The sequence below is a fragment of the Kitasatospora sp. NPDC056273 genome, assembly GCF_042268845.1.
Taxonomy (GTDB): domain Bacteria; phylum Actinomycetota; class Actinomycetes; order Streptomycetales; family Streptomycetaceae; genus Kitasatospora.
In genome coordinates this window covers 23,761-47,208 of the sequence record NZ_JBHJSJ010000033.1, presented here as the reverse complement: position 1 = coordinate 47,208, position 23,448 = coordinate 23,761, and the positions used below count along the sequence as shown (strand labels likewise).

Genomic DNA, 23,448 nt, shown 5'->3' with positions numbered 1-23,448 from the left:
AGCGCATCGCGGGCCCGGACCGTTCGACGGTCCGGGCCCGCGTGCCGTGTCCTACGTGGCCTTGCTGTTCTTGACGAGGTCCTGGACGGACTCGGGGACGGGGGTGCCCGGCTTGACGTGCTTGTCGGGGACGGGATCGCCGTAGGTCCGGCGCAGGGCGAGGACGCCGCCCCAGGCGTGGGGGTAGTCCCGGTCCCGCTGGGTCTCGTGTTCGGGGCCGTCGGGGTGGGTCGCCGTCTTGGCGTGGACCGTCGTGCCCTCCTCGCCGAGGTCGACGGAGAGGACCCCGGTGGTGGGCATGTGCTGCCCGTCCGTGTTCAGGTCCTTGTCGTCGATGGGGCGCAGCTCGCCCCATCGACCGGGGACGACCTGGTCGCTGAGCGCTTCGAAGGCCTTCGCGCGCCCGGAGGGGTCGACCTTCCTGGCGGTGCCGTTGACGACGACGGAGCGGTAGTCGAGGGAGGTGCTGATGGCCGCGCGTCCGACGACGAGGCCGTCGACGAGGGCGACGGCCACGCTGACGGACATGCCGTCCTCGCTCCACAGGTGCTTCAGCGAGACCGGGATCCCGGTCGGGTAGTAGATGGACCCGTGCAGGTAGAGGCGCTTCTGGCCGCCTTCCTCGTGGTAGGCGTAGACCATGGGGACGCATCTGGGCCTGATCGTCAGCCGGTCGTCCGGGGTGCTGATCTCGAGGTGGGCGACGGTGCAGACGAAGCCGGCCTTGAGGACGGGGACCCAGTCCTTCGGGTCGGTGCTCACCAGTGTCCTCTTGCCGAACGTCGCGGTGTCCGACGGTCCGGTGGCGGGGTCCGGTTCCTGGGAAATGGCGGGCATGGCGGGCATGGCGGCTCCTTCGAAGTGGGGGGCGGGAGGCCGGCTCCGCCGGTGACGGGAGCGGGCCCGGAACACGGGTCATGCCTACGGCACGGCGGGCGCCCGGCGGTCCCCAACCTGCGCGCGGCGGTGGCGGATCACACCGCCGGAGCGGCGGCCCCCGCTGGCCGGTCCCGGCCGGCCGGCGGGACGTCGCGATGCGCCATCCGGCCGTCCGCCGTTGGGACGGGAGCGCCCCGCGGCCACGGCCGCAGGCCTCGACCGGTCGGCCGGCGGGGGCCGGTCGAGGCGGCCGGAAGAACGTTTTGGCTCTCCCGATCGGCCGCCGGAGGGGATCAATTCCTCATACCGGCAAGGGGGTTCACGGACCGGTGACGCCCATGCGTGTCCGGCCGGCCGCGGGCCGGGCCGCAACCATACTCGTGGACGCCGAGACCGGAGAGGCGATCCGAAAGGGGACGCCTCCTCGGCGGATGCGAAAGGGAGAGCCATGCCGGACAACGGTGAGTTCTCGAAATCCCTCAAGGAATTCCTCACGAAGATCGACGGCTGGTACGCCGGCAATCACGAGGGTTTCAGGACCCTGTTCGACGCGACGATCGCCAACGTGGTGAAGTGCCCGGCGGACTCGAATGACCCCGACGGGAAGAAGGTCTACTACGACTGGCGAGGGAAGGGCATCGAGGACCTGAAGAACCTCTTCACCGACTGGTACAACGACTGGTACAAGACCAAGCCCAATGACGGCCTGGACTACATCGAGAAGTTCAGCTGGCTCACCTACGAGAACGACTACGGGATGGTCTTCGTGACCTGCGGTCCCGGCCTGGCGATGACCGCGGACTACGCGAGGAGCTGCTCCGGGACTACGCGAAGGTCCAGGCCGAGATCAAGGAAGGCAAGACAGCCGACGCCACCAGGGACGGCAACGCCCTGGTGGACAAGACCCTGGGCTACGGCGGGAACTTCGACGTCTACGACGTGCGGAGGTGGAAGGGCCTCCCGTGGGAGGCGGTGAAGGCGTACCTGAAGACCGATCCCGTCAAGAAGGCCCTGCACGTGCCGGTCGACGTCGAGTGGACCTGTGAGGACAACGCCGGTCCGGTGGCCGAGAACCTGAAGAACGACATCATGGTCGATGCGTCCGACAAGTACGGCGCGCTCATCGACAGGAGCGACGGGGGCATCAAGCGCTACAAGGTGCTGCTCTACACCGGGAACTTCGACACCGCCTGCGGCTTCCGGAGCACCGAGGAGATCCTCGACAGGCTCATGCGGGACCGCGACCCGGAGTGGCACGGCGCGCCCCGCCTGATCTGGCAGCAGCCGCCGGGCGACCCCAAGGGCTTCGTCCGTCAGCGCGGCAACCTGACGCAGGTGTCCATCCCCGACTCCGGTCACGAGGTGCCGGCGTACCAGCCGGAGACCTGTCGGGAGATGCTCTACAACTGGCTCTTCGAGCGTCCCTTCCACGGGCACGACCCGCAGGGACCGCTCGCGTAGCGGACCGGCGACGGCGCCGGGGAGTTGATCGGACGGCGGGGCGGCACTGCGGTGCCGCCCCGCCGTTCGTGGTGCCGCGGGCGCGGGGTGGTGATGGCCCGAGCTGAACATCATTCATATGATGGCAAGTCAGTAACTATCAGCCGGTGCCACGATCCTCGGAGGGCGTCCCGGACCAGGGCGCGCCCAGGGGACCGGGCCGGCCCCCGGATCCGCTCCGGCCCCCTCGGGCTCGATTCAGGGAGAAGCATTGCGCGGCACCGTGCTCGCCGACCGCTACCGGCTGGTGGACTGGCTCGGCGGCGGGTCGATGGGCGACGTGTGGCTCGCCGAGGACGAGGTCTTGGGCCGCCGGGTGGCGGTCAAGGTGGTGAAGCCGGCCCTGCTGGACGAGCCCGGCTTCGCCGAGCGCTTCCACGCCGAGGCCCGCGTCATGGCCCGGCTGCGGCACCCGGGCATCGTCGGCGTGTACGACTACGGGCACAGCGGCGGCGACGGGGCCAGCGGCGACGGGCACGGCGGTGCGTACGGTGACGCGCCCGGTCGGCGCCCGGTCGGCTACCTGGTGATGGAACTGATCGACGGTCAGCCGCTGAGCGCCGTCCTGGAGCGGCGCGGAGCCCTGCCGGTGGCCGAGGCCCTGCGGCTGGCCCTCCAGGTGCTGGAGGCGCTGGAGGCCGCGCACGCGTCCGGGGTGGTCCACCAGGACATCAAACCCGCCAACCTGATGGTCAACGGCGACCGGACGGTGATCGCGGACTTCGGCATCGCCGGCCCCGCCTGCGACCCCCGGCTCACCGTACCCGGGGTGGTGCTGGGCACCGCCGCCTACCAGGCGCCGGAACAGGCCTCCACCGGGACGGTCACCGCCTCGGCGGACCTCTACGCGCTCGGCGTGGTCCTCTACGAGTGCCTCGCCGGGAGGCTCCCGTACGACGGGGAGACCGCCCTCGAACTGATCCTCAAGCACCTGACGGAGCCCGTGCCGCCGCTGCCCGGGGACGTGCCCGCGCCGGTGCGCGCGGTGGTCGAGCGGGCGATGGCCAAGGACCCCGGCGAGCGCTGGCCCGACGCGGCGACGATGGCCGCGGCGCTGCGCCAGGCCCTCGCGGCGGGCGAGGCGGCGGGCGAGGCGGCGCCGCCGTCGGGCCCGGAGCGGCCCGTCGCCCGGCAGGCACCGAGGGCCCGGCGCATACCCCGCCCCGGGCGCCGCCTGCGGGCGCTGGCCGGGGTGACGGCACTGACGCTGCTCTGCGTCGCCGGGGCCGCCGGGGCGACGGTGGTACGGCCCGGCCGGGACGCCACGCCGCCCGGCGCCGCCGTCGCCGGGCCCGCGGTAGCGGGCGCAGCCGCCCTCGTCGAGGCCGGCCGCCCGCCCGCCGGACAGCCGTCCGCCCCCGCGCAGGCCCCCGTACCGTCGGGCGGACCGGGCACGGGCGAGAGCCCCCCGCCCGCCGCCGGGCCCGGACCGGCCACCGCCCCGCCGTACGCCACGTCCGCAGCCCCGCCGCCCGCGCCGGTCCCCGCCGCGCCCGCCGCTCCGGCCCCCGCCCCCGCCGTGGGCCAGAGCCCGGCCGCGCCCGCGCCGACCTCCGCCGCCCCGGAGCGCCCCGCCCCCGGCGAAACGGCCACCCCCACGACGCCCGCGACCCCGACGCAGTCCGCCCAGCCCACGCCGCAGCCCAAACCGCAACTGCCCGCCGAGGCGCGGATCACCGGCACCAACGGCGCGCTGGACAACTACTCCTCCAACGACCAGGACGGCAACACGGTCGGCACCTACTTCGCCAACGGCACGGCGGCGCAGCTGTGGCGGCTGGACCGGGTCGCCGACGGGATGTACTACCTGCGCAACGCCTCCAGCAACTTCACCAAGGTGCTGGACCAGGACCGCAGGAGCGGACTGGTGCAGATCTGGACGAGCCCGCCGGCCGACTGGAACCAGGTCTGGGCCATCGCGCAGGTCCCGGGCGGCTACCGGATCGCCAACGTCGCCACCCAGCTGTGCCTGACGTCCGAGGGCATCGGCGTCGGGACCCACGTGGCGTCCTGCACGGGCGCGCAGAACCAGGTGTGGACGTTCAACTGAGCCGTCGGCCGGGCATCCCCGCTCCCGGGCCCCCGCCGCCGCCCGGATCCGACCGGAGACCGCCGTCGACCGGGGCCGCGACGGCGAGCTGTACGACTACGACGCGGACGACGCCGGGTTCGTCCGCGATCCGGGGGCCGGGGCGGCGCTGTGGTCGGTGCCACGGCCCCGGGTCACCACGGGGCCATCACCAGCTCGCCGATCACCTGGAGGCCGACTCGTGCCGCCAGCCACGGGGCGCGTTCGGCCTCGACATGCTTGACGTGCACGAACACCGTGTGGTCGGCCGCCGGCTCCGTCAGGTCGAGGTCCCGGGCATGCGCGCAGACCGTCACGTAGGCGCCCCTGGGACCTCCGGCACCGAGGCCGATGTCGGGAGCCTCCGGCCAGCCGGAGAAGTCCCAGCGGACCGACACCGGGCATGCCCCCGCCGCCGCCAGGACCGGCCCCACCACGTCCGCGGACATGCCCCAGCCCATCAACCGGACCGGGAGGTGGGCCGACGGCGGGTCACCCCTGTCGGAGGCGCCGTGTCCGGCGCCGTCGGCCCACCACTCGGCACCCGGCAGGAGGCCCAGGAGCCGTTCGAGGGCCCGCGCGTCGGGAACGCGCGCGTCGAAGTCGACCTCGAGCTCCCGGGTGTCGGCGAGATCCAGCAACCGCCCGGCGGCTCGCAGGGCCTCGTCGAGGTCCGCCGTCCTCAGGACCGGTCGCGCGTAGGAGTTGGCCATGGCGGGGAGTCTGCCAGGGCGCCCGCACTCGGAGATACCGGTTTTGTCCGCGCCCTGGACCTGCCGGCGTCCCCCTGTCCTCCCTCGGAGGCGCCCCCAGGTCGGCTCGCCGGACCGGGCGGACCTCCGGCGGGTCACGCCGGCAGCCAGGACGGCCACTGCCGGCGCGGCCGGACGGCGGGCCGGGCCGGGCCGATCAGCTCGCGCAGCCGGGCGGCCTCGGGGGAGCCGATGGAGGCCAGGATGTCGTAGGCCTCCGACCGGTGCGCCCGGGCCGCGTCCTCGGTCGCGTCGTGGTCGGCGAGCGCGTCGCCGAGCGCCGCCAGGGCCAGCCCCCGCCCCCGGCGGTCGCCGTCGAGCGTCAGCACCTCCACCGCCCGCCCGGCCGCCGCCACCGCCTCCTCGCCGCGGCCGACGGCGCGCAGCGACTCGGCGAGCCGCAGCAGCGTACGGCCGGTGCGGCGCCGGTCGTCCGGCCGCAGCAGGGCCAGGGCGTTGCGGTGGTGGCGCAGGGCCTGCTCGTACTCGCCGCGGTCGTGGGCGATCGTCCCCAACGAGTCCAGGGCGAGCGCCTGGAGTTCGTGGTCGGCGAGCTCGTGGCAGATCAGCAGCGACTGGTCGACGACGCGCACCGCCGCCTCGGACCGGCCGAGCCCGGTGAACGCGCCCGCCAGGTTGAGCAGTTCGGCCGCCACCGAGCGCCGGTCGCCGAGCCGCTCCCACACCGAGATCGCCGCCGTGAAGCCGTCGACGGCGTCGCCCGGCCGGCCGACCTGGGCGAACAGGGCGGCCAGCGAGGCGTGGGCCAGGGCGAGCAGCGGCCCCGGCAGGTCGTGGGCGGTGCACAGGTCGCGGGCCCTGAACAGCTCGGCGAGGGCCGCGGGTTCGGAGCCGACCTCGGTCAGCAGCCGTCCGAGCACCAGCCGGGCCCTGACCTCGCCCGTCCGGTCGCCCGCGCGGACGGCGGCGTGGAGCAGCACCTTGGCCGCGTGCCCGAGCGGCCGGGCGGCCTGGCCGGTCTCGCACAACAGGACGTAGCCGAGCAGCAGTTCGGCCGCCAGGTCGAGCCGGGGCGGCTCGGGGAGGGCGGCGTACTGGCCGACCAGCGCGCCGATGCCGCGGTAGTCGCCGCGGCCGTGGGCCGCCGCCGTACCGCAGCCACCGCCACGGGCGGCGGCGCCGGTGAACGGCAGGGCGGCGCGGGCGGCGGCCGGGCCGAGGGCCGCGACGGTCTCGCCGTGGTGGCGGGCCACCAGGCGGGTGAGGACGGCGGCCGGCCGGTCCCCCTCCGCCTCCGCTTCCCCCTCCGGGGCGAGCTGCAGGGCGAAGGCGCGCAGCAGGTCGTGGTACCGGTAGCGGTCCGGCGGCGCGGTCTCCAGCATCGAGCAGTCGACCAGCGACTCGGCCAGCTCCTCGGCCTCCTGCTCGGGCAGGCCGAGCACCGCCGCGACCGCCCCCGGCGACAGGTCGGGCACCTCCGGAACCGCCAACAGGCGGAAGGCCCGGGCCTGTTCGGGCGTCAGCTGGTCGTAGCCGAAGCGGAACGCCGACTCGACGGCGAGGTCCCCGGCGCGCAGCACGTCCAGCCGGCGGCGGTCCCCGGCCAGCTTGTCGAGCAGCCGGGCCATCGACCAGCCCGGCCGGCAGGCGAGGCGCGCGGCGAGGATCCGTACGGCCAGCGGGAGGTGGCCGCAGAGCCGCACGAGCTCCCCGGCCGTGTCCGCCTCGGCCCGCAGCCGCTGCCCGCCGACCACCCGTTCGAGCAGGCCCAGGGCCTCCTGCGGGGCGAACGCGGTCAGCTCGACGACGTGCGCGTTGGGAAGCGAACCGAGCCTGGCCCGGCTGGTGACGAGCACGGCGCAGCCCGCCCGGCCGGGCAGCAGCGGCCTGATCTGCTCGGCGTCCCGGGCGTTGTCGAGGACCACCAGCACCCGCCGGCCCGAGAGCAACGAGCGGAACTGGGCGGAGCGTTCGGCGAGCCCGGGCGCCAGCCCCTCCGGCGGCACGCCCAGGGACCGCAGGAAGGCGCCCACCGCCTCCTCGGGCCGGGTCGGGCGGCCGTCGGCCCCGTGCAGGTCCAGGTAGAGCTGGCCGTCGGGGAAGTCCGCGGCCAGCGTGTGCGCGACGTGGACGGCCAGCGCCGTCTTGCCCACGCCGCCCAGGCCCGACACCGTCGCCACGGGCATGGTGCCGGGGGAGAGCAGGACGGCCCGCAGCGCCTCGGTCTGCGCCTCGCGGCCGGTGAAGTCGGCGAGGTCGGCCGGGACTTGGGTCGGCCGGACCGCCGCCGGGTACGGCGCGCGGGCCGCGGCGGCGGGCCGGGCCGTTGTCGGTGCGGGCGAGGAGGTGGGCGTGGCCGAGGGCGAGGACGTGGACGCCGAGGTGGGCGCGGGCGCCACGAGCGCGGCGTCGGCCACCAGGATCCGCCGCTGCAACTCGCGCAACCCGGGCCCGGCCGAGACGCCGAGCTGCGCCCGCAGCCGCCGGTCCGCCGCGCGGTACACGCCCAGGGCCTCCGCCTGCCGGCCGGTCCGGTAGAGGGCGAGCATCAGCAGTTCGGAGAACCGCTCCCGGAGCGGGTACTCGGCCACCACGGCGGCCAGTTCGGCGACGGCCTCGCCGGACGGCCCGGCCTCGACCTCGGCCTCCAGACAGGACTCCAGGACGGTCACCCGGCGTTCGGCCCACTCGCCGCGCTGCCGCTCGGCGTACGGGCCGGGCAGCCCGGTCATCGGCTCGCCCTGCCACAGTGCCAGCGCCGAGCGGAGTACGGCGGCGGCGCGGGCGTGCTGCCCGCCGGCGCGCAGCCCCCTCGCCTCGCCGAGGAGTTCCTCGACCCGGTGGGTGTCCAGCCCGCCGGCGTCCAGGGCGAACAGGTAGCCCCCGCTGAGCGTGGTCGGCGCGGCGGGCCCCAGGACGCGGCGCAGGCGGTGGACGTACGTCCGGATCACGGCGGAGGGCTTGGCGGGCGGATCATCGCCCCACAGGTCGTCGACCAACTGACCGGTCGACACCGGGTGGTTGGCCCTCAGCAGCAGCGCGAGCAACAGGCTCCGCTGCTGCGGCGATCCGAGCACGAGCTCGCCGCCGTCCCGCCACCCCCGCAGCGGCCCCAGCACCGTGAACCGTAAACCACCCACCGGCCAATCCCCCTCCGCCCGCACACGATCCCCCGGCCGCGCATTTTACCGACCGCATCCCCCCTGGTCAGGGACGAGGCCCCGGGCCCGTCCGGGAGTACGGGGATACCCTGGCCGCCGGACCGGGAACGAGGGGGAGACCATGACGCGCGCGACGGCACCGGACGGCACCCGGATCGCCTACCAGTTGCGCGGCGAAGGGGCGCCACTGGTCCTGCTGGCCGGCCAGGCCAACGACCACCACTGGTGGGACGCGGTCCGCGCCGACTTCCACCCCGCCCGCGCCACCCTCACCCTCGACCACCGCGGCACCGGCGGCAGCGACAAGCCCGACACCCCGTACAGCACCGAACAGTTCGCCCGGGACGTCGTCGCCGTCCTCGACGACCTCGGCATCGACCGGGCCGACGTCTACGGCACGTCCATGGGCGGACGGGTGGCCCAGCAGCTCGCGGCCCGCCACCCGCACCGGGTGCGCGCCCTGGTCCTCGGCTGCACCTCACCCGGCGGCCCGCACGGCGTCGAACGCGGCGCCGACGTCCGCCGCGCCCTGGCGCAACCCGACCCCGAGGCCGCGCGACAGGCCCTGCTGGAGCTGATGTACACCCCCCGGTGGCTCGACTCCCACCCCGGCCCGCACCACACCCTCGGCGACCCCGCCATGCCCGCCCACGCCCGACGCCGCCACCTCGCGGCCAGCAACCGGCACGACGCCTGGGACCTCCTGCCGGCCATCGGCGCCCCCACCCTGGTTCTCCACGGCGCCGACGACCGGCTCAACCCCGCCGCCAACGCCCCGCTGCTCGCCGCCCGCATCCCCGGCGCCCGCCTGCACCTGCTCCCCGGCGCCCGGCACGCCTACTTCGAGGAGTTCCGCACCACCGCGAGCCCCCTCGTCCTGGACTTCCTCACCACCGCCCAGTAGGTAAGCGGAAGGACCGGTTTCGGCCAGTCGTGTCGCCGGTGGATACAACCGATCACATCTTCGGCATGCTGACCGCTCACGTTGTCCGGACACACGACAAGGGAGAAGGCCATGCGTCGAATCGCGGCTCTGGGGGCGGGTGCGGCACTGCTGGTGGCCGCCGGTGTGATGGCGGCGCCGAGCGCCTCGGCGACCTCGTACTGCAGCACCACCCAGGGGACGAACTGGGGCTCGGTGAGCTGTCAGACCACCGCCACCAAGAACCACTGGCAGCTGGTGCTGGTCTGCAACAACGACAACGTCAAGGGCAACCAGACGACCGTCTACGGCCTCTGGCACATGGGCAACGGCAGCGACACCCTCTACTGCCCGACCGGCTACAGCGCGGCCTACACCAAGGTCAACAACGACAACTGACCCGCCGGGCCCGGGAGTGGACGCTCGGTCGCCGGACCCTCCGCCGCCCGCGGTGGGCGGTCCGGCGACCGAGCAAGCCCGTACAGTCCCGGCCATGACCGACACCACCGCGTCGTGGCGCGAACTCGAACGCGCCACCGTCTTCAGCAAGTTCGGGCGGTCCGTCGACCGCGTCGGGTTCGAGCTGCCCGACGGCAGGCGGGACGAGTTCTACCTCAAACGCGAGAGCCCGGCCGGCGCGGTGCTCGCCCTCACCCCCGACCGGCGCGTCATCCTCGCCCGCCAGTACCGGCCCGGCCCCGACCGCGTGCTGTACGAACTGCCCGGCGGCCTCCTGGACCCCGGCGAACAGGCGGTGGACGCCGCCGCCCGCGAGCTGCTGGAGGAGACCGGCTACCGGGGCCAGGTCCGCGCCGCCGGCTCGTACTGGCTGGACGCCTACTCCGACGTCCGCCGCTACGCCTTCGTCGCCACCGACTGCGTCAAGGTCGCAGAACCGCGCCCGGAGCGCAACGAGTTCATCGACGTCACCACCGTCGACCTGCGGGAGTTCCGCACCCGCGTCCTGCGCGGCGGCGAGATGACCGACACGGCCGCCGCCTACCTCGCCCTGGACGCGCTGGGCCTCCTGTGAGCCGGGCGATTCCTGGGCCCGGACCGCGTGCACGGCGGTCCGGGCCTGAGGGTCAGCCGGCGGTGTCGGTCAGCAGCCGTCCTGGGGCCGCCTCCCGCAGTCCGCGCCCGGACATGAGGCCCGGCAGTTCCGGCAGGCGCTCGGCCCGGCGCTGGAGGAGGTGGACCTTCGCCTCGGGGAGATCGGCGACGCGCAGCAGCTGCCAGCCCTGCTCCCGCTGGTAGTAGCGCGACAACTGCTCCTGGGCGGTGCCGCGACGCACCCAGCGGATGCCGTCCACGGCAGCGTGGTCAAGGGCCCACCAGGCGAGCAGGCGCCCGAGGCGGTAGGGATTCGGCCGGGTGAAGCTGGTCGTGAGGAAGAGGCTGGGCTCGGCACGTTCCTCGTCCGTGAAGCCCCACGGGGGGAGGGCGTCCTCCCGCATGATCGTCGTGCAGCCGACGACACCGCGTTCCCGGTGCTCCAGCACCCACACGGGAATGTCCGGGTTCGCGGCCTGGGCCCCGAACTCGTCGGCCGCCGCCTCGCACTCGCCGAGCCCGCGCTCCGACAACCAGCGGGAACGCTCGCGGATCATGTCGGCGATCGCGGCAGCGTCTGCCGCGATCGCCTCGCGCATCCGAAACACCGGTGGCTCCTCTCCTGCGTGATGGTCCTTCGGATTGGTCGACGGCATGGCCACCACCGCGGCGTACGGCGAGCCCGTCAGCGTGCTGCGCAGGAAGTCGGACCCGCCGACTTCCTGCGCAGTGGGGTCAGGTGCGGGTGTTGCGGGTGGCTGCGCGGGCGCGGCAGTGGGCGAGGGCGTACTTGATGCGGGTCTCGGAGTGGTGGGTGGTGGTGAGGAGTTCGCCGGCGGTGGTGAGGGCGGTCCAGTAGCGGGCGGGGCTTCCGGTGCGGGGGTGGGGGTGGGTGGCGGTGAGGGAGAGGTAGGCGGTGGTGAGGTTGCCGGTGGTGAACCAGCGCTGGAGGCCGTGGTGGTGGCCGGGGCGGAGGCTGCCGTGGGCGTCGAGGGCGGTGAGGAGGTGGTCGACGACGGCGAGTTCGGTGTCGGTGAGGGACTTGGGGATGTCGAAGACGCCGAGGGCTTCGAGGAGTTCGCCGGTGTCGGTTTCGGTGCCGGGGGTGGGATCGGCGAGGAGGGCGTCGTAGCAGTCGTTGAGGCGTCGGGTGGTTTCGGCGTGGGGGATGGTGAGGGCGAGGCAGACGGCGCGGGCGGAGGGCAACGGCTTGCGGGTGCGGCGGGAGAGGAGGGCGTACGTCTCGGCGGGGGTCCGGCCGCGGGAGAGGGCGTGGCGGGCCAGGGTCGTGAGGTGCATGGGGGTTCGGGCTTTCAGGCGGTGACGAGAGCGGGGGCGGGCACGGGGGCGATGTGGGCCCAGACGTACTTGCCGATGCCGTCGGGCTGGGAGGAGCAGCCCCAGCGTTCGGCGAGTTCGTTGACGAGGAGCAGGCCGCGGCCGTGTTCGGCGTCCGGCGCGGCGGCTCGGAGGGTGGGGTGGGTGGTGCCGGCGTCGTGGACTTCGAGGCGGAGGCGGGAGTTGACGAGGGCGAAGCGGATCTCGATGGGGTGGTCGTCGGGGGCGTCGGAGTGCTGGACGGCGTTGGCGAAGAGTTCGCCGAGGAGGAGTTCGGCGGTGTCGGCGTAGCGGTCGCCGGAGGGGAGGCCGGAGAGGTACGCGCGGAGGAGGTAGCGCGCGAGGGGCGTGGACTCGATGCGGGAGTCGAGGCGCGCGACGAACATGCGGGGGCGGCGGGTTTTGAGCATGGCGAAGTACCTCGGGGGAGGGTGCGTGCGGGGGGAGTGCGCCGTGCGCGACTGTTGCTGAAGGCCCGGACCGCGCCCATGGCGGTCCGGCCAGGGGGGTGTCGCCTTGGTCAGCCGACCGGGACCGGGACGCCCTGGATGAGGAGGGGGAGGCCGTCGCCGTGCTCCCAGGCGTCCCAGGCGTCCTCGACGCGGCGGTACTGGTCGTCGGCCATGGTGCCGCGGAGCTCGGACCGGGGGACCCAGTGGAGGGCGTGGATCTCCTCCGGGGGCTGGTGGTGGCGGACGAGTTCGGCCTGCTGGGGCGTGAGCATCCCGCCCGCGTAGACGAGGTCGAGGCCCTCGGGGAACTCGGCGGCGGGCACGTAGTCGATGGTGAGGATGGTGCGGAGGGGCAGGACGAGCCCGGTCTCCGTTTCGAGGTGCCGGCGGGCCGCGAGGTGGGGGAGCTCGTCCTGCTCGGCGCTGCCGCCGGGGAGGATGAGGCCGTCCCGGTAGAGGGGATCGACCAGGAGGACGAGGAGTTCGCCCGACCCGCCGGGGTCCTCGCGCAGGATGAAGGCCTGCTGGTCCGACCGGCGGGCGGGGGGCTTGGTCAAGATGCGGGTCCTGCTCAACTCTGCTCCAAATGTGATGGGTTGGAGGTCACAGCTAGCGGTGGTTGGGGCGCTCACCGGTGCCGGGCTCGAACTCCATGGCCGGGGCTACATGCAGAACCGGCCGGAAGGGCTGGAGTGGTGCTGACGGGGTGCCCGGGTGCGGGGGCAGGGCGCAGCAACTCATGCATGGGAAACCCCCTGTGAGCACGGCGATAGACAGATCACCGAGAGTGTGAAGTGCGCCACTCTCGGTGAGTATGCTGCTACAGTCTCGTACTCGGGGCAGATTTGCAACATGCGTCATCACCGTCAATTGACGGTGGTGACTAGACGTCGGTTACTTGTGGACGCCAGACTTGACGAGACGTCAGGGGCAGCTGATAGGGGTGAGGCATGGATCAAGAGGCCACGAACGACGAGCAGGACGAGCGACCCTCCGGCGTGCCGTTCCTTCGACATCTCCTCGGCGGCCGGCTCCGCCGGATCCGCGAGCGGAACAAGCTCACCCGCGAACAACTCGGCGATGCCCTCGGCCTTTCGGCTGCGATCGTCCGCCGTCTGGAGACCGGCCGGAACATCATCAAGGTCCACGATGTGAACTCATGGGTCGCGCAGTTCAGCCTGGACCAGGCCACCGCCAATTCGCTCAGGGAGATGGCCAAGCAGAGCAAGGAACACGGCTGGTGGTCGGAGCTCGACGCTCACCCCTCGTTCAGCGCCCTCGTCGAGGCTGAGAAGCTCGCCAGACTCGTCAAGAACTGGGAGCCGAGCATCATCCCGGGCCTTTTGCAGACCGCGGACTACACCGAGGAGGTCATCGCCAGCGCCCGGTTCCGGTGGAAAGAGGATAGTCCGCTGCCGCTCGACAAGGCCGTCGGGCGTGCCGAGCGGCGCAAGCAGGTGCTCTTCGGGGAAGACCCGCCGAAGGCCTGGTTCATTCTCGGAGAGGCCGCGCTGCGGATGGCTGTCGGCGACGCCGATCTGATGCGAGCCCAGGTCGCGCACCTGATCGAGGTGTGCGCGTTGGACAACATCACGATCCAGATCCTCACCGATAGATCCGGTTACCACGTGGGAACCACCGGGCCGTTCGCCGTCTACCTGTTCAGTGACCTGCCGGGCGACGGCGTGGCCTACGTCGAGCAGGACCTGACGTTCAAGGACCAACCGGCAAAGCTCGCCCGCCATAACCGTCAGTTCGAGCTGCTCATGTCCCAAGCACTCGACCCGCAGGCGTCGCGGTCATACTTGCAGGCAACCCTGACGAACAGTGCGAGTTGGGGATAACCGAGAGGATGACCATGCACGACGGCACCACCCTCGACCAGGGCGGCTATAGCTGGGCCAAGTCCAGCTACAGCAGCAGCGAGAACGGCAACTGCGTCGAGGTCGGCCGGACCCCGGCTGGCACCGTCCCGGTGCGCGACACCAAGCAGCACCAGCGCGGCCCCGTCCTGGAGTTCACCCCCGCGGCGTTCCAGGGCTTCCTTGACGCCGTCAAAGCAGGCGAGTTCCCGGTCCAGCTGTAACGGGTGAATGGCGGATGGGTGGACCCCGGCGAATCAGCCGCCGGGGCCCATCCATCTTCTTGCATACCACCTGGCCGCGACAATGAACGCAAGTGGCCCGCACAACAATTCTGGCGAGCCCACCTTAATCGTCAACTGACGCATAGCAGTCCTGCCTTAGGGAGGATCGACCGTCGGCCAGCGTCCGACTCACTTGGAGGCTTGCTCTGCCCCGACAGCACCACTGCGTCGTAGTCCGGGGGATGCGTCATGTTCAGCACGTTCGGGCACCCTGCGTCCTGAACCGCAGGCCCGGACCGCGATCGGTCCGGGCCTGCGGTCTGTTCGTTCCCGTGCTTTGGCCAAGTGCTGGGCGGGTAGAGAAGCCCGGAAGTGCGATCGACTCCAGGGGTGACGCCCTGCCGTGGGGTGTCACTTTCCCTATGATCAGCCAGGTGTGAGGGGACTCTTCAGCATGGGCGAGAACGTTGACCTGACGGGCGCTTCCTGGAGCAAGAGCAGCTATAGCAATAACGGTGGCACCTGCGTCGAGGTGGCTCCCGGCTTCCCCGGCCTGGCCCCCGTCCGGGACTCCAAGGACCCCCAGGGTCCGGCTCTCGTCTTCCCGACTGAGGCCTGGAAGTCGTTCGTGGCCGCTGTCCGCAGCGGCGAATTCGACGTGCTTTGAGAGGAATGCCATGGCCGACCGACGAGATCTGTCCGGTGCTTCCTGGGTCAAGTCGACGTACAGCCAGCAAGGTGGCGACTGCCTTGAGGTCGCGCGTGGCTCGCGTGAACTGATGCCCGTCCGGGACTCCAAGGACCCCCATGGCCCCACTCTGGTCTTCCCAGCCGAGGCCTGGGTGTCGTTCGTTACGGCTGTCCGCAGTGGCGAGTTCGGCGAGGTCTGAGCCGTAGCCTGGGAGAGACCGAGGCCGTGAAGAGGCAGTCAAACGCTCGGCTGGGGAGCCCCGGCCGAGCGTTTTGCGTGAGCGGGGGAGGGCACGGGAGGGTCATGGAACTTAACCTCGCCGGCGCCGGGTGGCGGAAGAGCACGTACAGTAACAACGGGGGCAGCTGCGTCGAGGTGGCGGATGGCTACCCGGGTGTCATGCCGGTCCGGGACTCCAAGGATCCGGAGGGGTCGGCCCTCGTCTTTCCGGTCAAGGAGTGGGAGTTGTTCGTTGCCGCTGTCCGCAGTGGTGAGTTCGACGTACTTTGAGGGGATGACGATGCACGACGGCATCGCCCTCGACCAGGGCGGCTACTGCTGGGCCAAGTCCAGCTACAGCAACAACGGGGGCAACTGCGTCGAGGTCGGCCGGACCCCGGCCGGCGCCATCCCGGTGCGCGACACCAAGCAGCACCGACGCGGCCCTGTCCTGGAGTTCACCCCGGCGGCGTTCCAGAGCTTCCTCGACGCGGTCAAAGCGGGCGAGTTCCGGAAGGGCTATGAGGGCTATGGAACTTGATCTGGCCGGAGCTGGGTGGCGGAAGAGCACGTACAGCAATGGTGGGGGCGGCTGCGTCGAGGTGGCGGACGGGTACCCGGGTGTCATGCCGGTCCGGGACTCCAAGGATCCGGAGGGGCCGGCCCTCGTCTTTCCGGTCAAGGAGTGGGAGCTGTTCGTCGCTGCGGTCCGCAGCGGCGAGTTCGACGTACTTTGAGGGGAATGTCATGGCCGACCGCCGAGATCTGTCCGGTGCTTCCTGGGTCAAGTCGACATACAGCCAGCAAGGTGGCAACTGCCTTGAGGTCGCGCGTGGCTTCCGTGAACTGATGCCCGTCCGGGACTCCAAGGACCCCCACGGCCCCGCTCTGGTCTTCCCGGCCGACGCGTGGAAGTCGTTCGTGGCCGCCGTCCGCAGCGGCGAGTTCGGCGAGTTCTGAAGGATGACCATGCACGACGGCATTGCCCTCGACCAGGGCGGCTACTGCTGGGCCAAGTCCAGCTACAGCAACAACGGGGGCGACTGCGTCGAGGTCGGCCGGACCCTGTCCGGCGCCATCCCGGTGCGCGACACGAAGCAGCACCGGCGTGGCCCTGTCCTGGAGTTCACCCCGGCGGCGTTCCAGAGCTTCCTCGATGCCGTCAAAGCGGGCGAGTTCCCGGTTCGGGGCTGATCGGCAACAGGGGGCCGTCCGGGTCGTGACGGCTCGCTCCCCGGGCGAATCCCGCCCGGGTGCTCGCCATCGAAGTCCCCTGGGGCGCAGGCTGCTTCCGTGACCGCGTCGCACGGGCGCGGTGCGAGCGGAAGGACTCACATGACGAGCACGCGCGGCCGCATCGCCGCTCTGCTGGGCGCCGTCGCGGTGGTCGCCGGCACCACCCTGGCCACCCCCGCAGCCGCCACGGACCGGCCAGGCGGCGGGATCACCGGGCAGGCACCCTGCCCGGACGCGCCCGAGTTCACCTGCGGGACCCTCACCGTCCCGCTGGACCACAGCGGAGCCGTCCCCGGCACCCTTGACCTCGCCGTGGCCGTCGGCGGCAACACCAAGGCCCCCAAGGGCGACCTGCTGTTCCTCTCCGGCGGCCCCGGCCAGGCCAGCGTCCCGACGGTGAGGCAGATGGCGGGCAAGCTGGAGCCCGTCCTCAAGGACTACCGCCTGGTCATGTACGACCAGCGCGGCACCGGCCGGGGCGCACTCCAGTGCCCCGGCCTCCAGGAGGACATGGGCTCCTCCGACCTCGCCGTGCCGCGCAAGCAGTCGATCGCCGACTGCGCCGCCGCCCTCGGACCGAACGCCCGCTTCTACAGCACCGCCGACACCGTCGCCGACATCGACCTGCTGCGCCGCGCCCTCGGCGCCCGGCGCCTCACCCTGGACGGCGTCTCGTACGGCACCATCGTCGCCGAGCGGTACGCGTTCGCCCACCCGTCCCGGGTGGCCCGGCTGGTGCTCGACTCGGTGGCGCCGCCAGGGGGTTTTGACCCCCTCGACCTGGCGGCGATGCCCGCGACCGCCCGGGTGCTGCGGGCCGCCTGCCAGGCCACCGGCTGCACCACCGACCCGGCCGCGGACCTCGCCGCCACCGTCCGCCGGTACGGCAACGGGGTGCAGGTCCTGAGCGCGCTCACCGGCTACGAGTTCATCGACCCGGACTTCGGCGGGGTCCCGGAGGCGCTGCACGAGGCCGCCGCCGGGCAGCCCGCCAAGCTCCAGGACCTCTTCGACCTCGTCCACCAGGTGGTCGACGCCGCCCCGGCGGAGGACCTCAGCCAGGGCCTGCACTCCGCCACCGTCTGCGCGGACGCGCGCTTCCCGTGGGGCAGCACCGACACCCCCGTCGAGGGCCGGGCGGCGGGGCTGGAGCGCACCCGGCAGCGGCTGACCGCCGAGCAGACCTGGCCGTACGACCCGGCGACCGCGACCGGGCTCGGCAGCCTCCTGGTCTGCCTGGACTGGCCGCGCGAGCCGGTGCCGCCGATCCCGCCGGCGCACCGCAAGCTGCCGGACGTGCCGGTGCTGCTGCTCGGCGGCGACCGCGACATCGCGACGCCGTACGAACTGCTCTACGAGCAGGCGAAGTTGGCGCACGACCCGCAGATCGTGATCGTCCCCGGGGCGGCGCACTCGGTGCAGAACCGGGCGGCGAACCCGGCCGGGCGGCAGGCGGTGTACGACTTCCTGCTGAAGTAGCCGAAGCAGCCGGGGAACGGAAAGCCCGGGGCCCGGACCGCACCCACCGCGGTCCGGGCCCCGTCGGCGTCCGCGGGCCGCGCTACCTGTGCCCGGACGCCTACGGTCCGGCCAGGTCGCCGACTTAGGTCGCCGACTGGGTCACCGGCGCCGGTTCCGCATGCAGTCGGATGACCGATGCGTCCCGCCTGCCCTCGCCGCCACAGTGGTGCTGCTCCGCGAACGAACGTCGGAGCGCCCCCTGGGCAGTCGAAGAGCAGAGGAGACCATCATGATGAACCTGCGACGAATGGCGACGAGGCTCGCGGTGGGTGCCGCCACCGTGGCCGGGGTGCTCGCCGCCACGACGACGACGGCGAGCGCCGACATCCTCACCTCGATCGAGACCGGTCCCGGCAAGTGCCCCGCCAACTGGGTGTGCCTGTGGAGCGAGAACAACTACATCGTGGGGAACCCGAAGGGCGGGGTCGACTACGGGGCCGTGGGCGCGAACGAGAACATCGCGGACCTGGGGAAGTTCAAGTTCGAGAGCAAGCTCTGGCGCTGGAAGGGCATGGCGGATGAGGCCTCCTCGGTCGTGAACAACACCGGGAGCAGCATCTGCTTCTACGAGCACACCAACTACGGCGGCCTGGAGTTCAAGATCGGCCCCTGGGAGAAGTGGGCCTCCGTCCCGTCGTGGATCAACGACAAGATCAGCTCCTTCAAGTTCTGCTGACCTGCCCCTCCCCCTCCTCCCCCTTTCTTCGAACTGAACGGATCGTCATGAAGCTCTCCAGGAACCTGGCCAAGCTGGGCCTGTCCGCCGCCGCCGCCGTCGGCCTGATCGTGACCGGGGCGACCTCCGCGAGCGCCACCAACGTCTACGACATCGGCCACGGGGCCGGGTCGTGCCCCGACGGCTACGTCTGCCTGTGGTCGGAGGCCAACTTCATCCGGGGCGGGACCATCAACGACGCGAAGTTCGGCTCCTTCGCGTCGAACCAGGACACCGGCGACATGGGCAAGCTCCAGAAGCGCAGCTCCGGTGGGGACAAGGGCATGCAGGACATCACCTCGTCGGTGCTGAACAACACCGGGAGCAGCATCTGCTTCTACGAGAACAACTGGTACACCGGCCTGGAGTTCAAGATCGGCCCTGGGGAGCACTGGCCCTACATCCCGTCGTGGATCAACGACAAGATCAGCTCCTTCAAGTACTGCTGACCCCTCATCGCCTCGACCCCCACCTCGACTCCCCACCTCGACCTGAACGGATCGTCATGAAGCTTTCCCAGAAGATGACCAGGCTCGGCCTGTGCGCGGCCGCCGCCGTCGGACTGGTCGTGACCGTGTCGGGCTCCGCCAGCGCCAACACGATCCTCGGCATCGGTCAGGGCGCCGGCGCGTGCCCCACCAACTACGTCTGCCTGTGGACCGAGAACAGCTACGTCGGCAACACGGGCTCCACCGGCAAGTTCCCGGCGATCGCCTCGGACCAGAACATCAGCGACATGGGCAAGCTGGAACGGAAGAACGGCCTGTGGACGGGGATGCAGGACGTCACGTCGTCGGTGGTGAACAACACCGGGAGCAGCATCTGCTTCTACGAGAACAACGACTACGGCGGCCTGGAGTTCAGGATCGGCCCCTGGGAACGGTGGCCCTCCCTCCCGTCGTGGATCAACGACAAGATCAGCTCCTTCAAGTACTGCTGATCCGCCGCAGGACCCGGCCGACCCCCGCGGCCGTGTGAAGCCGCGGGCCCGGACCGCATCCACGGCGGTCCGGGCCCGCGGTCCGGGGCGGGATCCCTCAGTCCGTCGGTGGCCGCTCGATCAGCTTCTGCTGCCGCCTGGCCTGCTTCGCGGCCTTGCGGTCGGCCTTGGTCATCGCGCCGGAATCCGTGCCGGCGGGGGCGTCGACGGCCGCCGGGGTGGTGCCGGAGGGGCTCGCCGGCTGTGCCGGTTGCGCCGGGGGCTCGGCCTTGGACTTGCGCAGGCTCTTGGCGACCCTCTCCAGGGTCCGTCCGATCTCCCGGAGGCGCTCCCACTCCGCGGGCTCGAAATCGCCCGTGTGGTCCTTCCGGTAGCGGCCCAGTTCCTGCGTGAACTGGGCCGCTTTCTTCAGGCCGTGGTGGATGAGCTCGTCGTTGTCCGCGTTCGCGGCCAGTACGTCCGCCAGTTCCCCCTCGGCGGTGATCTGCGAGTGGAGGGTCAGCAGATCACGGGCGTCCCTCTGCCGCTTCTCCGCCAGGACCTCTCCCTCCTTCTCCTTGCGCATGGCGAAGGCGGTCACCTTGTCCGTGAACAGGCGCAGCGGCGCCACGACCGTCAGGGGAACCCGGGCGGAGCTCTCGTGCACCTGCATGTCCCGCGTCTCCGTGGGCACTTTGCCCAGCGTGACGCTGACCTCGGCCCCGCCGAACGTGCCCTTCACCGTCGTGCCGTTGGCGTCCGTGCCCGCTTCGTCCTGCAGCAGGGCTTCGAGGTACGCGACGACCTGCCGGCGCAGCTCCGGGTCCTGGCCCTCGGGGTCGGCGATGTGGAGCCGCAGATCGAGGTCCTGGACGGGCCGTGCGGCCTTCAGTGCCGCCACCCCGCCTCCGCCGCCGATGCTCAGGTGCAGCCCGCTGAGACCCAGCCGGTCCTTGACGTCGTCGTTGATGACCCGCTCCAACGTGGCCGCGACGCCCAGCCGGAACTCGGATTCGGCGTCGGTGTCCGATCCGCCTTCGGCGCGCTGGACGGCGGCCGGAGGACGGGCCGGGACGTGGCCGACGGTGTGTCGGTGCTGTTCGGACCGGGCCTGGGAGTGGCCGGTCTGGGAGTGGCCGGTCTGGGATCGGCCGGTCTGGCGGAGCATCTGGACGACCGCGGCGTTGCCGACCGTGGCCTGGAGGCCGAGCAGCCGCGTGGGCGGGGCGGGGCTGGGCTTGCGGGCGGGGGTACGGCCGCCTGTCTCGGTGGCTCTGGTGGTCTCGTGATCGTGCAAGGAAGGCTCTCCACGGGCGCGGGGCGGTCGACTCCTCCTTGATACTGGGCGGGGGCGAACCAGTGCCAGGTACGGGCGGGCAGCAAAGGTTGCCCGGGCGGGCAACGCGCCGGTACGTGCGCGAACTCGCCTGCGGGGCAGGTGGCCACGACTGCGCCGAACAGTGGGCCCGGACCGCGTCCGGCGCGGTCCGGGCCCACGGCTGTTCACGAGCCGGCGGTGGCCGCCTCCAGGGTGGTGGCCATCACCGGGCTGGTGAAGGTGTTCGTCGCGTCGCCCGTGGAGGGGTGGTACGAGCCCCACTTGAGGTAGTTGCGGTCGCCGTCCCAGGTGGTGCCCTTGAACGTGCCCGAGCCCGTGGTGAACGTCTGCTTCACGCCGTCGAACCAGAAGTCGATGGTGCCGTCCGTGCGGCCCAGGCGGATCTTCAGCGCGTACGAGTGCCAGGTGTTGTTGGCGGTCTGCGCGGTCCACAGGGAGTGCGACACGTGGGCGGTGTCCCACTCCTGGAGGCGGACGCGCCCGTTGACGATGTCGATCTCGATCGGGTGGTTGGCGGTGTCGGTGCTCGGCGAGCACTTCAGCTGGAAGACGTACCGGCTGTTGGTGTCCTTGATGTCCACCTTGGACGACCAGCCCAGGTAGAAGGTGTCGCCCTCCTTCAGGTCCGGGCTGAGCGTCTCGCAGCGCTCCTCGCCGGCGGCCTGGAAGGCCCGCCACACGCTGCCCTTGGCGGGGTCCTTCACCACGCCGAAGTTGTTCGCCGCGCACTGGACGGCCTTGAACGAGGACGGGCCCGTGCTGGTGCTCGGCGTCCACAGGACCTTGCCCGCGTCGGCGGCGGGGCTGCTGGCGGAGGCCTGGCCGCAGGTGAGCGCCAGCGTGGCGAGGGCGGCGGCCGCGGTGGCGGCCTTGCGGCGGTGGGTCAGAGGGGACATGCCTCTCCCGGGGGGATGAGTGGCCGATACGAGCGAGCAGTGATTCGACCAGCAACCGGCCCGCCCGGCCAGACGAAACGGCCGGCGGAAGTGCTTTTCGGTCACTTCCGCCGGCCGTCCTCCGGGGTGAACCCGGCCCCGCTCCCGTCCGTTACGGGGTGCGCGGTGCCCCGGTGCCCCCGGCGCCCTCAGCGCCTTCCGCGTTCTCGTCGTACGAGGAGGTGCCCTCGTCCAGCAGCGGCTCCTGCGTCTTGAGGTGCGCCGGCGCCAGCGCCCGCAGCGCGTGGTAGCCGGTGATGACGACCAGCGTGCCGAGCGCGATGCCGCTGATGCTGAAGGTGTCGGTGAACTTCAGCGACACGTTGCCGATGCCGATGATGATGCCCGCCGCGGCCGGCACCAGGTTCAGCGGGTTGCGCAGGTCGACCTGGGCCCTGGTCCAGATCTGCGCGCCGAGCAGGCCGATCATGCCGTAGAGGATCACGGTGATGCCGCCGAGCACCCCGCCGGGGATCGCGGCGACGATCGCGCCGAACTTCGGGCACAGGCCGAACAGCAGGGCGAAGCCGGCGGCGCACCAGTAGGCGGCCGTCGAGTAGACCCGGGTGGCGGCCATGACGCCGATGTTCTCCGAGTACGTGGTGTTCGGCGGGCCGCCGACGGCGGTGGAGAGCATGGAGCCGATGCCGTCCGCCGAGATCGCGGTGCCGAGCTTGTCGTCCAGGTTGGAGCCGGTCATCTCGCCGACCGCCTTGACGTGCCCGGCGTTCTCGGCGACCAGCGCGATCACCACGGGCAGCGCCACCAGGATCGCCGACCACTGGAAGGACGGGCCGTGGAAGGTCGGCAGGCCGATCCAGTCCGCCTTGCCGACACCCGACAGGTCCAGGCGCCAGTGGTCGGTCATGTGCCCGCCGCCGTCCACCGAGTGGATCTTCCCGAAGACCCGGTCGAACAGCCAGGAGATCCCGTACCCGAACAGCAGCCCCAGGAAGATCGCCACCCGCGACCAGAAGCCGCGCAGGCACACCACGGCCAGACCGGTGAACAGCATCACCAGCAGCGCCGTCCACTGGTCCTGCGGCCAGTACGTCGAGGCGGTCACCGGGGCGAGGTTGAAGCCGATCAGCATGACCACCGCGCCGGTGACGATCGGCGGCATCGTGGCGTGGATGATCCGAGCCCCGAACCGCTGGACCGCCACCCCGACCAGGAACAGCACCACGCCCACCACGAACACCGCGCCGGTCACCGTCGCGCTGGTGCCGCCCTGCGCCCGGATCACCGCCGCCACGCCCACGAAGGACAGCGAGCAGCCCAGGTAGCTGGGCACCCGGCCCTTGGTGGCCAGCAGGAAGATCACGGTCGCCACGCCGGACATCATGATCGCGAGGTTCGGGTCGAGCCCCATCAGCACGGGCGCCACGAAGCTCGCCCCGAACATCGCCACCACGTGCTGGGCGCCCAGCCCTACCGTGCGGGGCCAGGAGAGCCGTTCGTCGGGACGGACCACCGCCCCCGGCGCGGGCGTACGCCCGTCGCCGTGCAGCTTCCAGCGCACGCCGAGATCCATGGTGTTTCGCTTTCTCTGTACTTCCGAGGAACTGTCCGCACCATTGTGGTGGCCGCCGGGCGTCCCGGCGATCACCCGGCCCGCGCGTGAGCTGCGCGGACGTGTGGTAACAGCCGTCGGAGTCGGTTCCTCCGCTTGGCCCCGGCCCGCCCGGCGCGGGCGGTTCG

Annotated in this window: 29 protein-coding genes; 19 read left to right on the top strand and 10 right to left on the bottom strand. The window is 71.9% G+C overall.

Annotation, left to right across the window (positions count from 1 at the left end; translation table 11 throughout):
- Positions 1-51 precede the first annotated feature (51 nt).
- A complete protein-coding gene (locus ACFCY1_RS26235) occupies positions 52-846 on the bottom strand; it encodes a pyridoxamine 5'-phosphate oxidase family protein (RefSeq protein WP_375876244.1) in 795 nt (264 codons plus the stop codon).
- Between the two features lie 481 nt (positions 847-1,327).
- Here ACFCY1_RS26235 and ACFCY1_RS26230 point away from each other — a divergent pair, with 481 nt between their 5' ends.
- The 3 genes from ACFCY1_RS26230 to ACFCY1_RS26220 all read left to right on the top strand — a co-directional run bounded on the left by ACFCY1_RS26230 (position 1,328) and on the right by ACFCY1_RS26220 (position 4,429).
- Positions 1,328-1,855 carry a hypothetical protein gene (locus ACFCY1_RS26230; protein ID WP_375876243.1) on the top strand — a complete coding sequence of 176 codons (528 nt, stop codon included), beginning with the start codon at positions 1,328-1,330 and terminating at the stop codon, positions 1,853-1,855.
- Positions 1,774-2,340, top strand: a complete 567-nt coding sequence (locus tag ACFCY1_RS26225) for a hypothetical protein (RefSeq protein ID WP_375876242.1) — start codon at positions 1,774-1,776, stop codon at positions 2,338-2,340. The genes ACFCY1_RS26230 and ACFCY1_RS26225 overlap by 82 nt, the downstream gene beginning before the upstream one ends.
- Before the next feature lie 250 nt (positions 2,341-2,590).
- Positions 2,591-4,429, top strand: coding sequence for a serine/threonine protein kinase (locus ACFCY1_RS26220; RefSeq protein ID WP_375876241.1), 1,839 nt, complete (start codon positions 2,591-2,593; stop codon positions 4,427-4,429).
- 173 nt (positions 4,430-4,602) lie between these two features.
- Here the strand turns inward: ACFCY1_RS26220 and ACFCY1_RS26215 are convergent, their stop codons facing one another.
- Positions 4,603-5,160, bottom strand: a complete 558-nt coding sequence (locus ACFCY1_RS26215) for a hypothetical protein (RefSeq protein WP_375876240.1) — start codon at positions 5,158-5,160, stop codon at positions 4,603-4,605.
- Between the two features lie 134 nt (positions 5,161-5,294).
- Positions 5,295-8,300, bottom strand: a complete 3,006-nt coding sequence (locus tag ACFCY1_RS26210; protein ID WP_375876239.1) for a BTAD domain-containing putative transcriptional regulator — start codon at positions 8,298-8,300, stop codon at positions 5,295-5,297.
- Positions 8,301-8,442: 142 nt separating this feature from the next.
- On the opposite strand from ACFCY1_RS26210, the gene ACFCY1_RS26205 reads away from it, so the two are divergent.
- The 3 genes from ACFCY1_RS26205 to ACFCY1_RS26195 all read left to right on the top strand — a co-directional run bounded on the left by ACFCY1_RS26205 (position 8,443) and on the right by ACFCY1_RS26195 (position 10,276).
- On the top strand, positions 8,443-9,225 hold the full coding sequence (locus tag ACFCY1_RS26205) for an alpha/beta fold hydrolase (RefSeq protein WP_375876238.1): 783 nt from the start codon (positions 8,443-8,445) through the stop codon (positions 9,223-9,225).
- Positions 9,226-9,336: 111 nt separating this feature from the next.
- Positions 9,337-9,642, top strand: coding sequence for a hypothetical protein (locus ACFCY1_RS26200; protein WP_375876237.1), 306 nt, complete (start codon positions 9,337-9,339; stop codon positions 9,640-9,642).
- Between the two features lie 94 nt (positions 9,643-9,736).
- The gene (locus ACFCY1_RS26195; protein WP_375876236.1) at positions 9,737-10,276 is read left to right on the top strand and encodes an NUDIX hydrolase; all 540 of its coding nucleotides are present in this window, start codon (positions 9,737-9,739) and stop codon (positions 10,274-10,276) included.
- Positions 10,277-10,328: 52 nt separating this feature from the next.
- On the opposite strand, the gene ACFCY1_RS26190 is transcribed toward ACFCY1_RS26195, so the two are convergent.
- From ACFCY1_RS26190 to ACFCY1_RS26175, 4 genes are all read right to left on the bottom strand, one after another.
- Entirely contained in the window at positions 10,329-10,904 is a 576-nt protein-coding gene (locus ACFCY1_RS26190; RefSeq protein ID WP_375876235.1) for a GNAT family N-acetyltransferase, read from the bottom strand.
- A 127-nt stretch (positions 10,905-11,031) separates the two neighbouring features.
- Complete coding sequence (locus ACFCY1_RS26185) at positions 11,032-11,595, bottom strand: hypothetical protein (protein ID WP_375876234.1); 564 nt, start codon at positions 11,593-11,595, stop codon at positions 11,032-11,034.
- Positions 11,596-11,609: 14 nt separating this feature from the next.
- Complete coding sequence (locus tag ACFCY1_RS26180; RefSeq protein WP_375876233.1) at positions 11,610-12,044, bottom strand: ATP-binding protein; 435 nt, start codon at positions 12,042-12,044, stop codon at positions 11,610-11,612.
- Between the two features lie 110 nt (positions 12,045-12,154).
- Positions 12,155-12,643: an NUDIX domain-containing protein gene (locus tag ACFCY1_RS26175; protein ID WP_375876232.1), complete on the bottom strand. Its 489-nt coding sequence runs from the start codon at positions 12,641-12,643 to the stop codon at positions 12,155-12,157.
- Positions 12,644-13,036: 393 nt separating this feature from the next.
- Between ACFCY1_RS26175 and ACFCY1_RS26170 the strand changes: the two genes are divergently transcribed.
- The 13 genes from ACFCY1_RS26170 (at position 13,037) to ACFCY1_RS26110 (ending at position 19,494) form a co-directional block, all read left to right on the top strand.
- The gene (locus tag ACFCY1_RS26170) at positions 13,037-13,930 is read left to right on the top strand and encodes a helix-turn-helix domain-containing protein (RefSeq protein WP_375876231.1); all 894 of its coding nucleotides are present in this window, start codon (positions 13,037-13,039) and stop codon (positions 13,928-13,930) included.
- 8 nt (positions 13,931-13,938) lie between these two features.
- A complete protein-coding gene (locus ACFCY1_RS26165; protein WP_375876230.1) occupies positions 13,939-14,172 on the top strand; it encodes a DUF397 domain-containing protein in 234 nt (77 codons plus the stop codon).
- A 454-nt stretch (positions 14,173-14,626) separates the two neighbouring features.
- On the top strand, positions 14,627-14,839 hold the full coding sequence (locus ACFCY1_RS26160; RefSeq protein WP_375876229.1) for a DUF397 domain-containing protein: 213 nt from the start codon (positions 14,627-14,629) through the stop codon (positions 14,837-14,839).
- A 10-nt stretch (positions 14,840-14,849) separates the two neighbouring features.
- Complete coding sequence (locus tag ACFCY1_RS26155; protein WP_375876228.1) at positions 14,850-15,062, top strand: DUF397 domain-containing protein; 213 nt, start codon at positions 14,850-14,852, stop codon at positions 15,060-15,062.
- Between the two features lie 104 nt (positions 15,063-15,166).
- On the top strand, positions 15,167-15,373 hold the full coding sequence (locus ACFCY1_RS26150; RefSeq protein WP_375876227.1) for a DUF397 domain-containing protein: 207 nt from the start codon (positions 15,167-15,169) through the stop codon (positions 15,371-15,373).
- 4 nt (positions 15,374-15,377) lie between these two features.
- A complete protein-coding gene (locus tag ACFCY1_RS26145) occupies positions 15,378-15,623 on the top strand; it encodes a DUF397 domain-containing protein (RefSeq protein ID WP_375876226.1) in 246 nt (81 codons plus the stop codon).
- A complete protein-coding gene (locus ACFCY1_RS26140; RefSeq protein ID WP_375876225.1) occupies positions 15,613-15,819 on the top strand; it encodes a DUF397 domain-containing protein in 207 nt (68 codons plus the stop codon). Before ACFCY1_RS26145 ends, ACFCY1_RS26140 begins: the two co-directional genes overlap by 11 nt.
- A gap of 10 nt (positions 15,820-15,829) precedes the next feature.
- Positions 15,830-16,042 carry a DUF397 domain-containing protein gene (locus ACFCY1_RS26135; protein WP_375876224.1) on the top strand — a complete coding sequence of 71 codons (213 nt, stop codon included), beginning with the start codon at positions 15,830-15,832 and terminating at the stop codon, positions 16,040-16,042.
- A 9-nt stretch (positions 16,043-16,051) separates the two neighbouring features.
- Positions 16,052-16,276, top strand: coding sequence for a DUF397 domain-containing protein (locus ACFCY1_RS26130; RefSeq protein ID WP_375876223.1), 225 nt, complete (start codon positions 16,052-16,054; stop codon positions 16,274-16,276).
- Between the two features lie 141 nt (positions 16,277-16,417).
- A complete protein-coding gene (locus ACFCY1_RS26125) occupies positions 16,418-17,797 on the top strand; it encodes an alpha/beta hydrolase (RefSeq protein ID WP_375876222.1) in 1,380 nt (459 codons plus the stop codon).
- Between the two features lie 274 nt (positions 17,798-18,071).
- A complete protein-coding gene (locus tag ACFCY1_RS26120; protein ID WP_375876221.1) occupies positions 18,072-18,515 on the top strand; it encodes a peptidase inhibitor family I36 protein in 444 nt (147 codons plus the stop codon).
- A 47-nt stretch (positions 18,516-18,562) separates the two neighbouring features.
- Positions 18,563-19,003, top strand: coding sequence for a peptidase inhibitor family I36 protein (locus ACFCY1_RS26115; protein WP_375876220.1), 441 nt, complete (start codon positions 18,563-18,565; stop codon positions 19,001-19,003).
- 56 nt (positions 19,004-19,059) lie between these two features.
- A complete protein-coding gene (locus tag ACFCY1_RS26110) occupies positions 19,060-19,494 on the top strand; it encodes a peptidase inhibitor family I36 protein (protein WP_074005337.1) in 435 nt (144 codons plus the stop codon).
- Between the two features lie 97 nt (positions 19,495-19,591).
- Here the strand turns inward: ACFCY1_RS26110 and ACFCY1_RS26105 are convergent, their stop codons facing one another.
- The 3 genes from ACFCY1_RS26105 to ACFCY1_RS26095 all read right to left on the bottom strand — a co-directional run bounded on the left by ACFCY1_RS26105 (position 19,592) and on the right by ACFCY1_RS26095 (position 23,281).
- Positions 19,592-20,770, bottom strand: coding sequence for a hypothetical protein (locus ACFCY1_RS26105; RefSeq protein WP_375876219.1), 1,179 nt, complete (start codon positions 20,768-20,770; stop codon positions 19,592-19,594).
- Between the two features lie 206 nt (positions 20,771-20,976).
- Positions 20,977-21,708 (bottom strand): hypothetical protein, encoded by a 732-nt coding sequence (locus ACFCY1_RS26100; RefSeq protein ID WP_375876218.1) that lies wholly within the window; start codon positions 21,706-21,708, stop codon positions 20,977-20,979.
- A gap of 151 nt (positions 21,709-21,859) precedes the next feature.
- Positions 21,860-23,281, bottom strand: a complete 1,422-nt coding sequence (locus ACFCY1_RS26095; RefSeq protein WP_117485036.1) for a uracil-xanthine permease family protein — start codon at positions 23,279-23,281, stop codon at positions 21,860-21,862.
- Between the last annotated feature and the right edge of the window lie 167 nt (positions 23,282-23,448).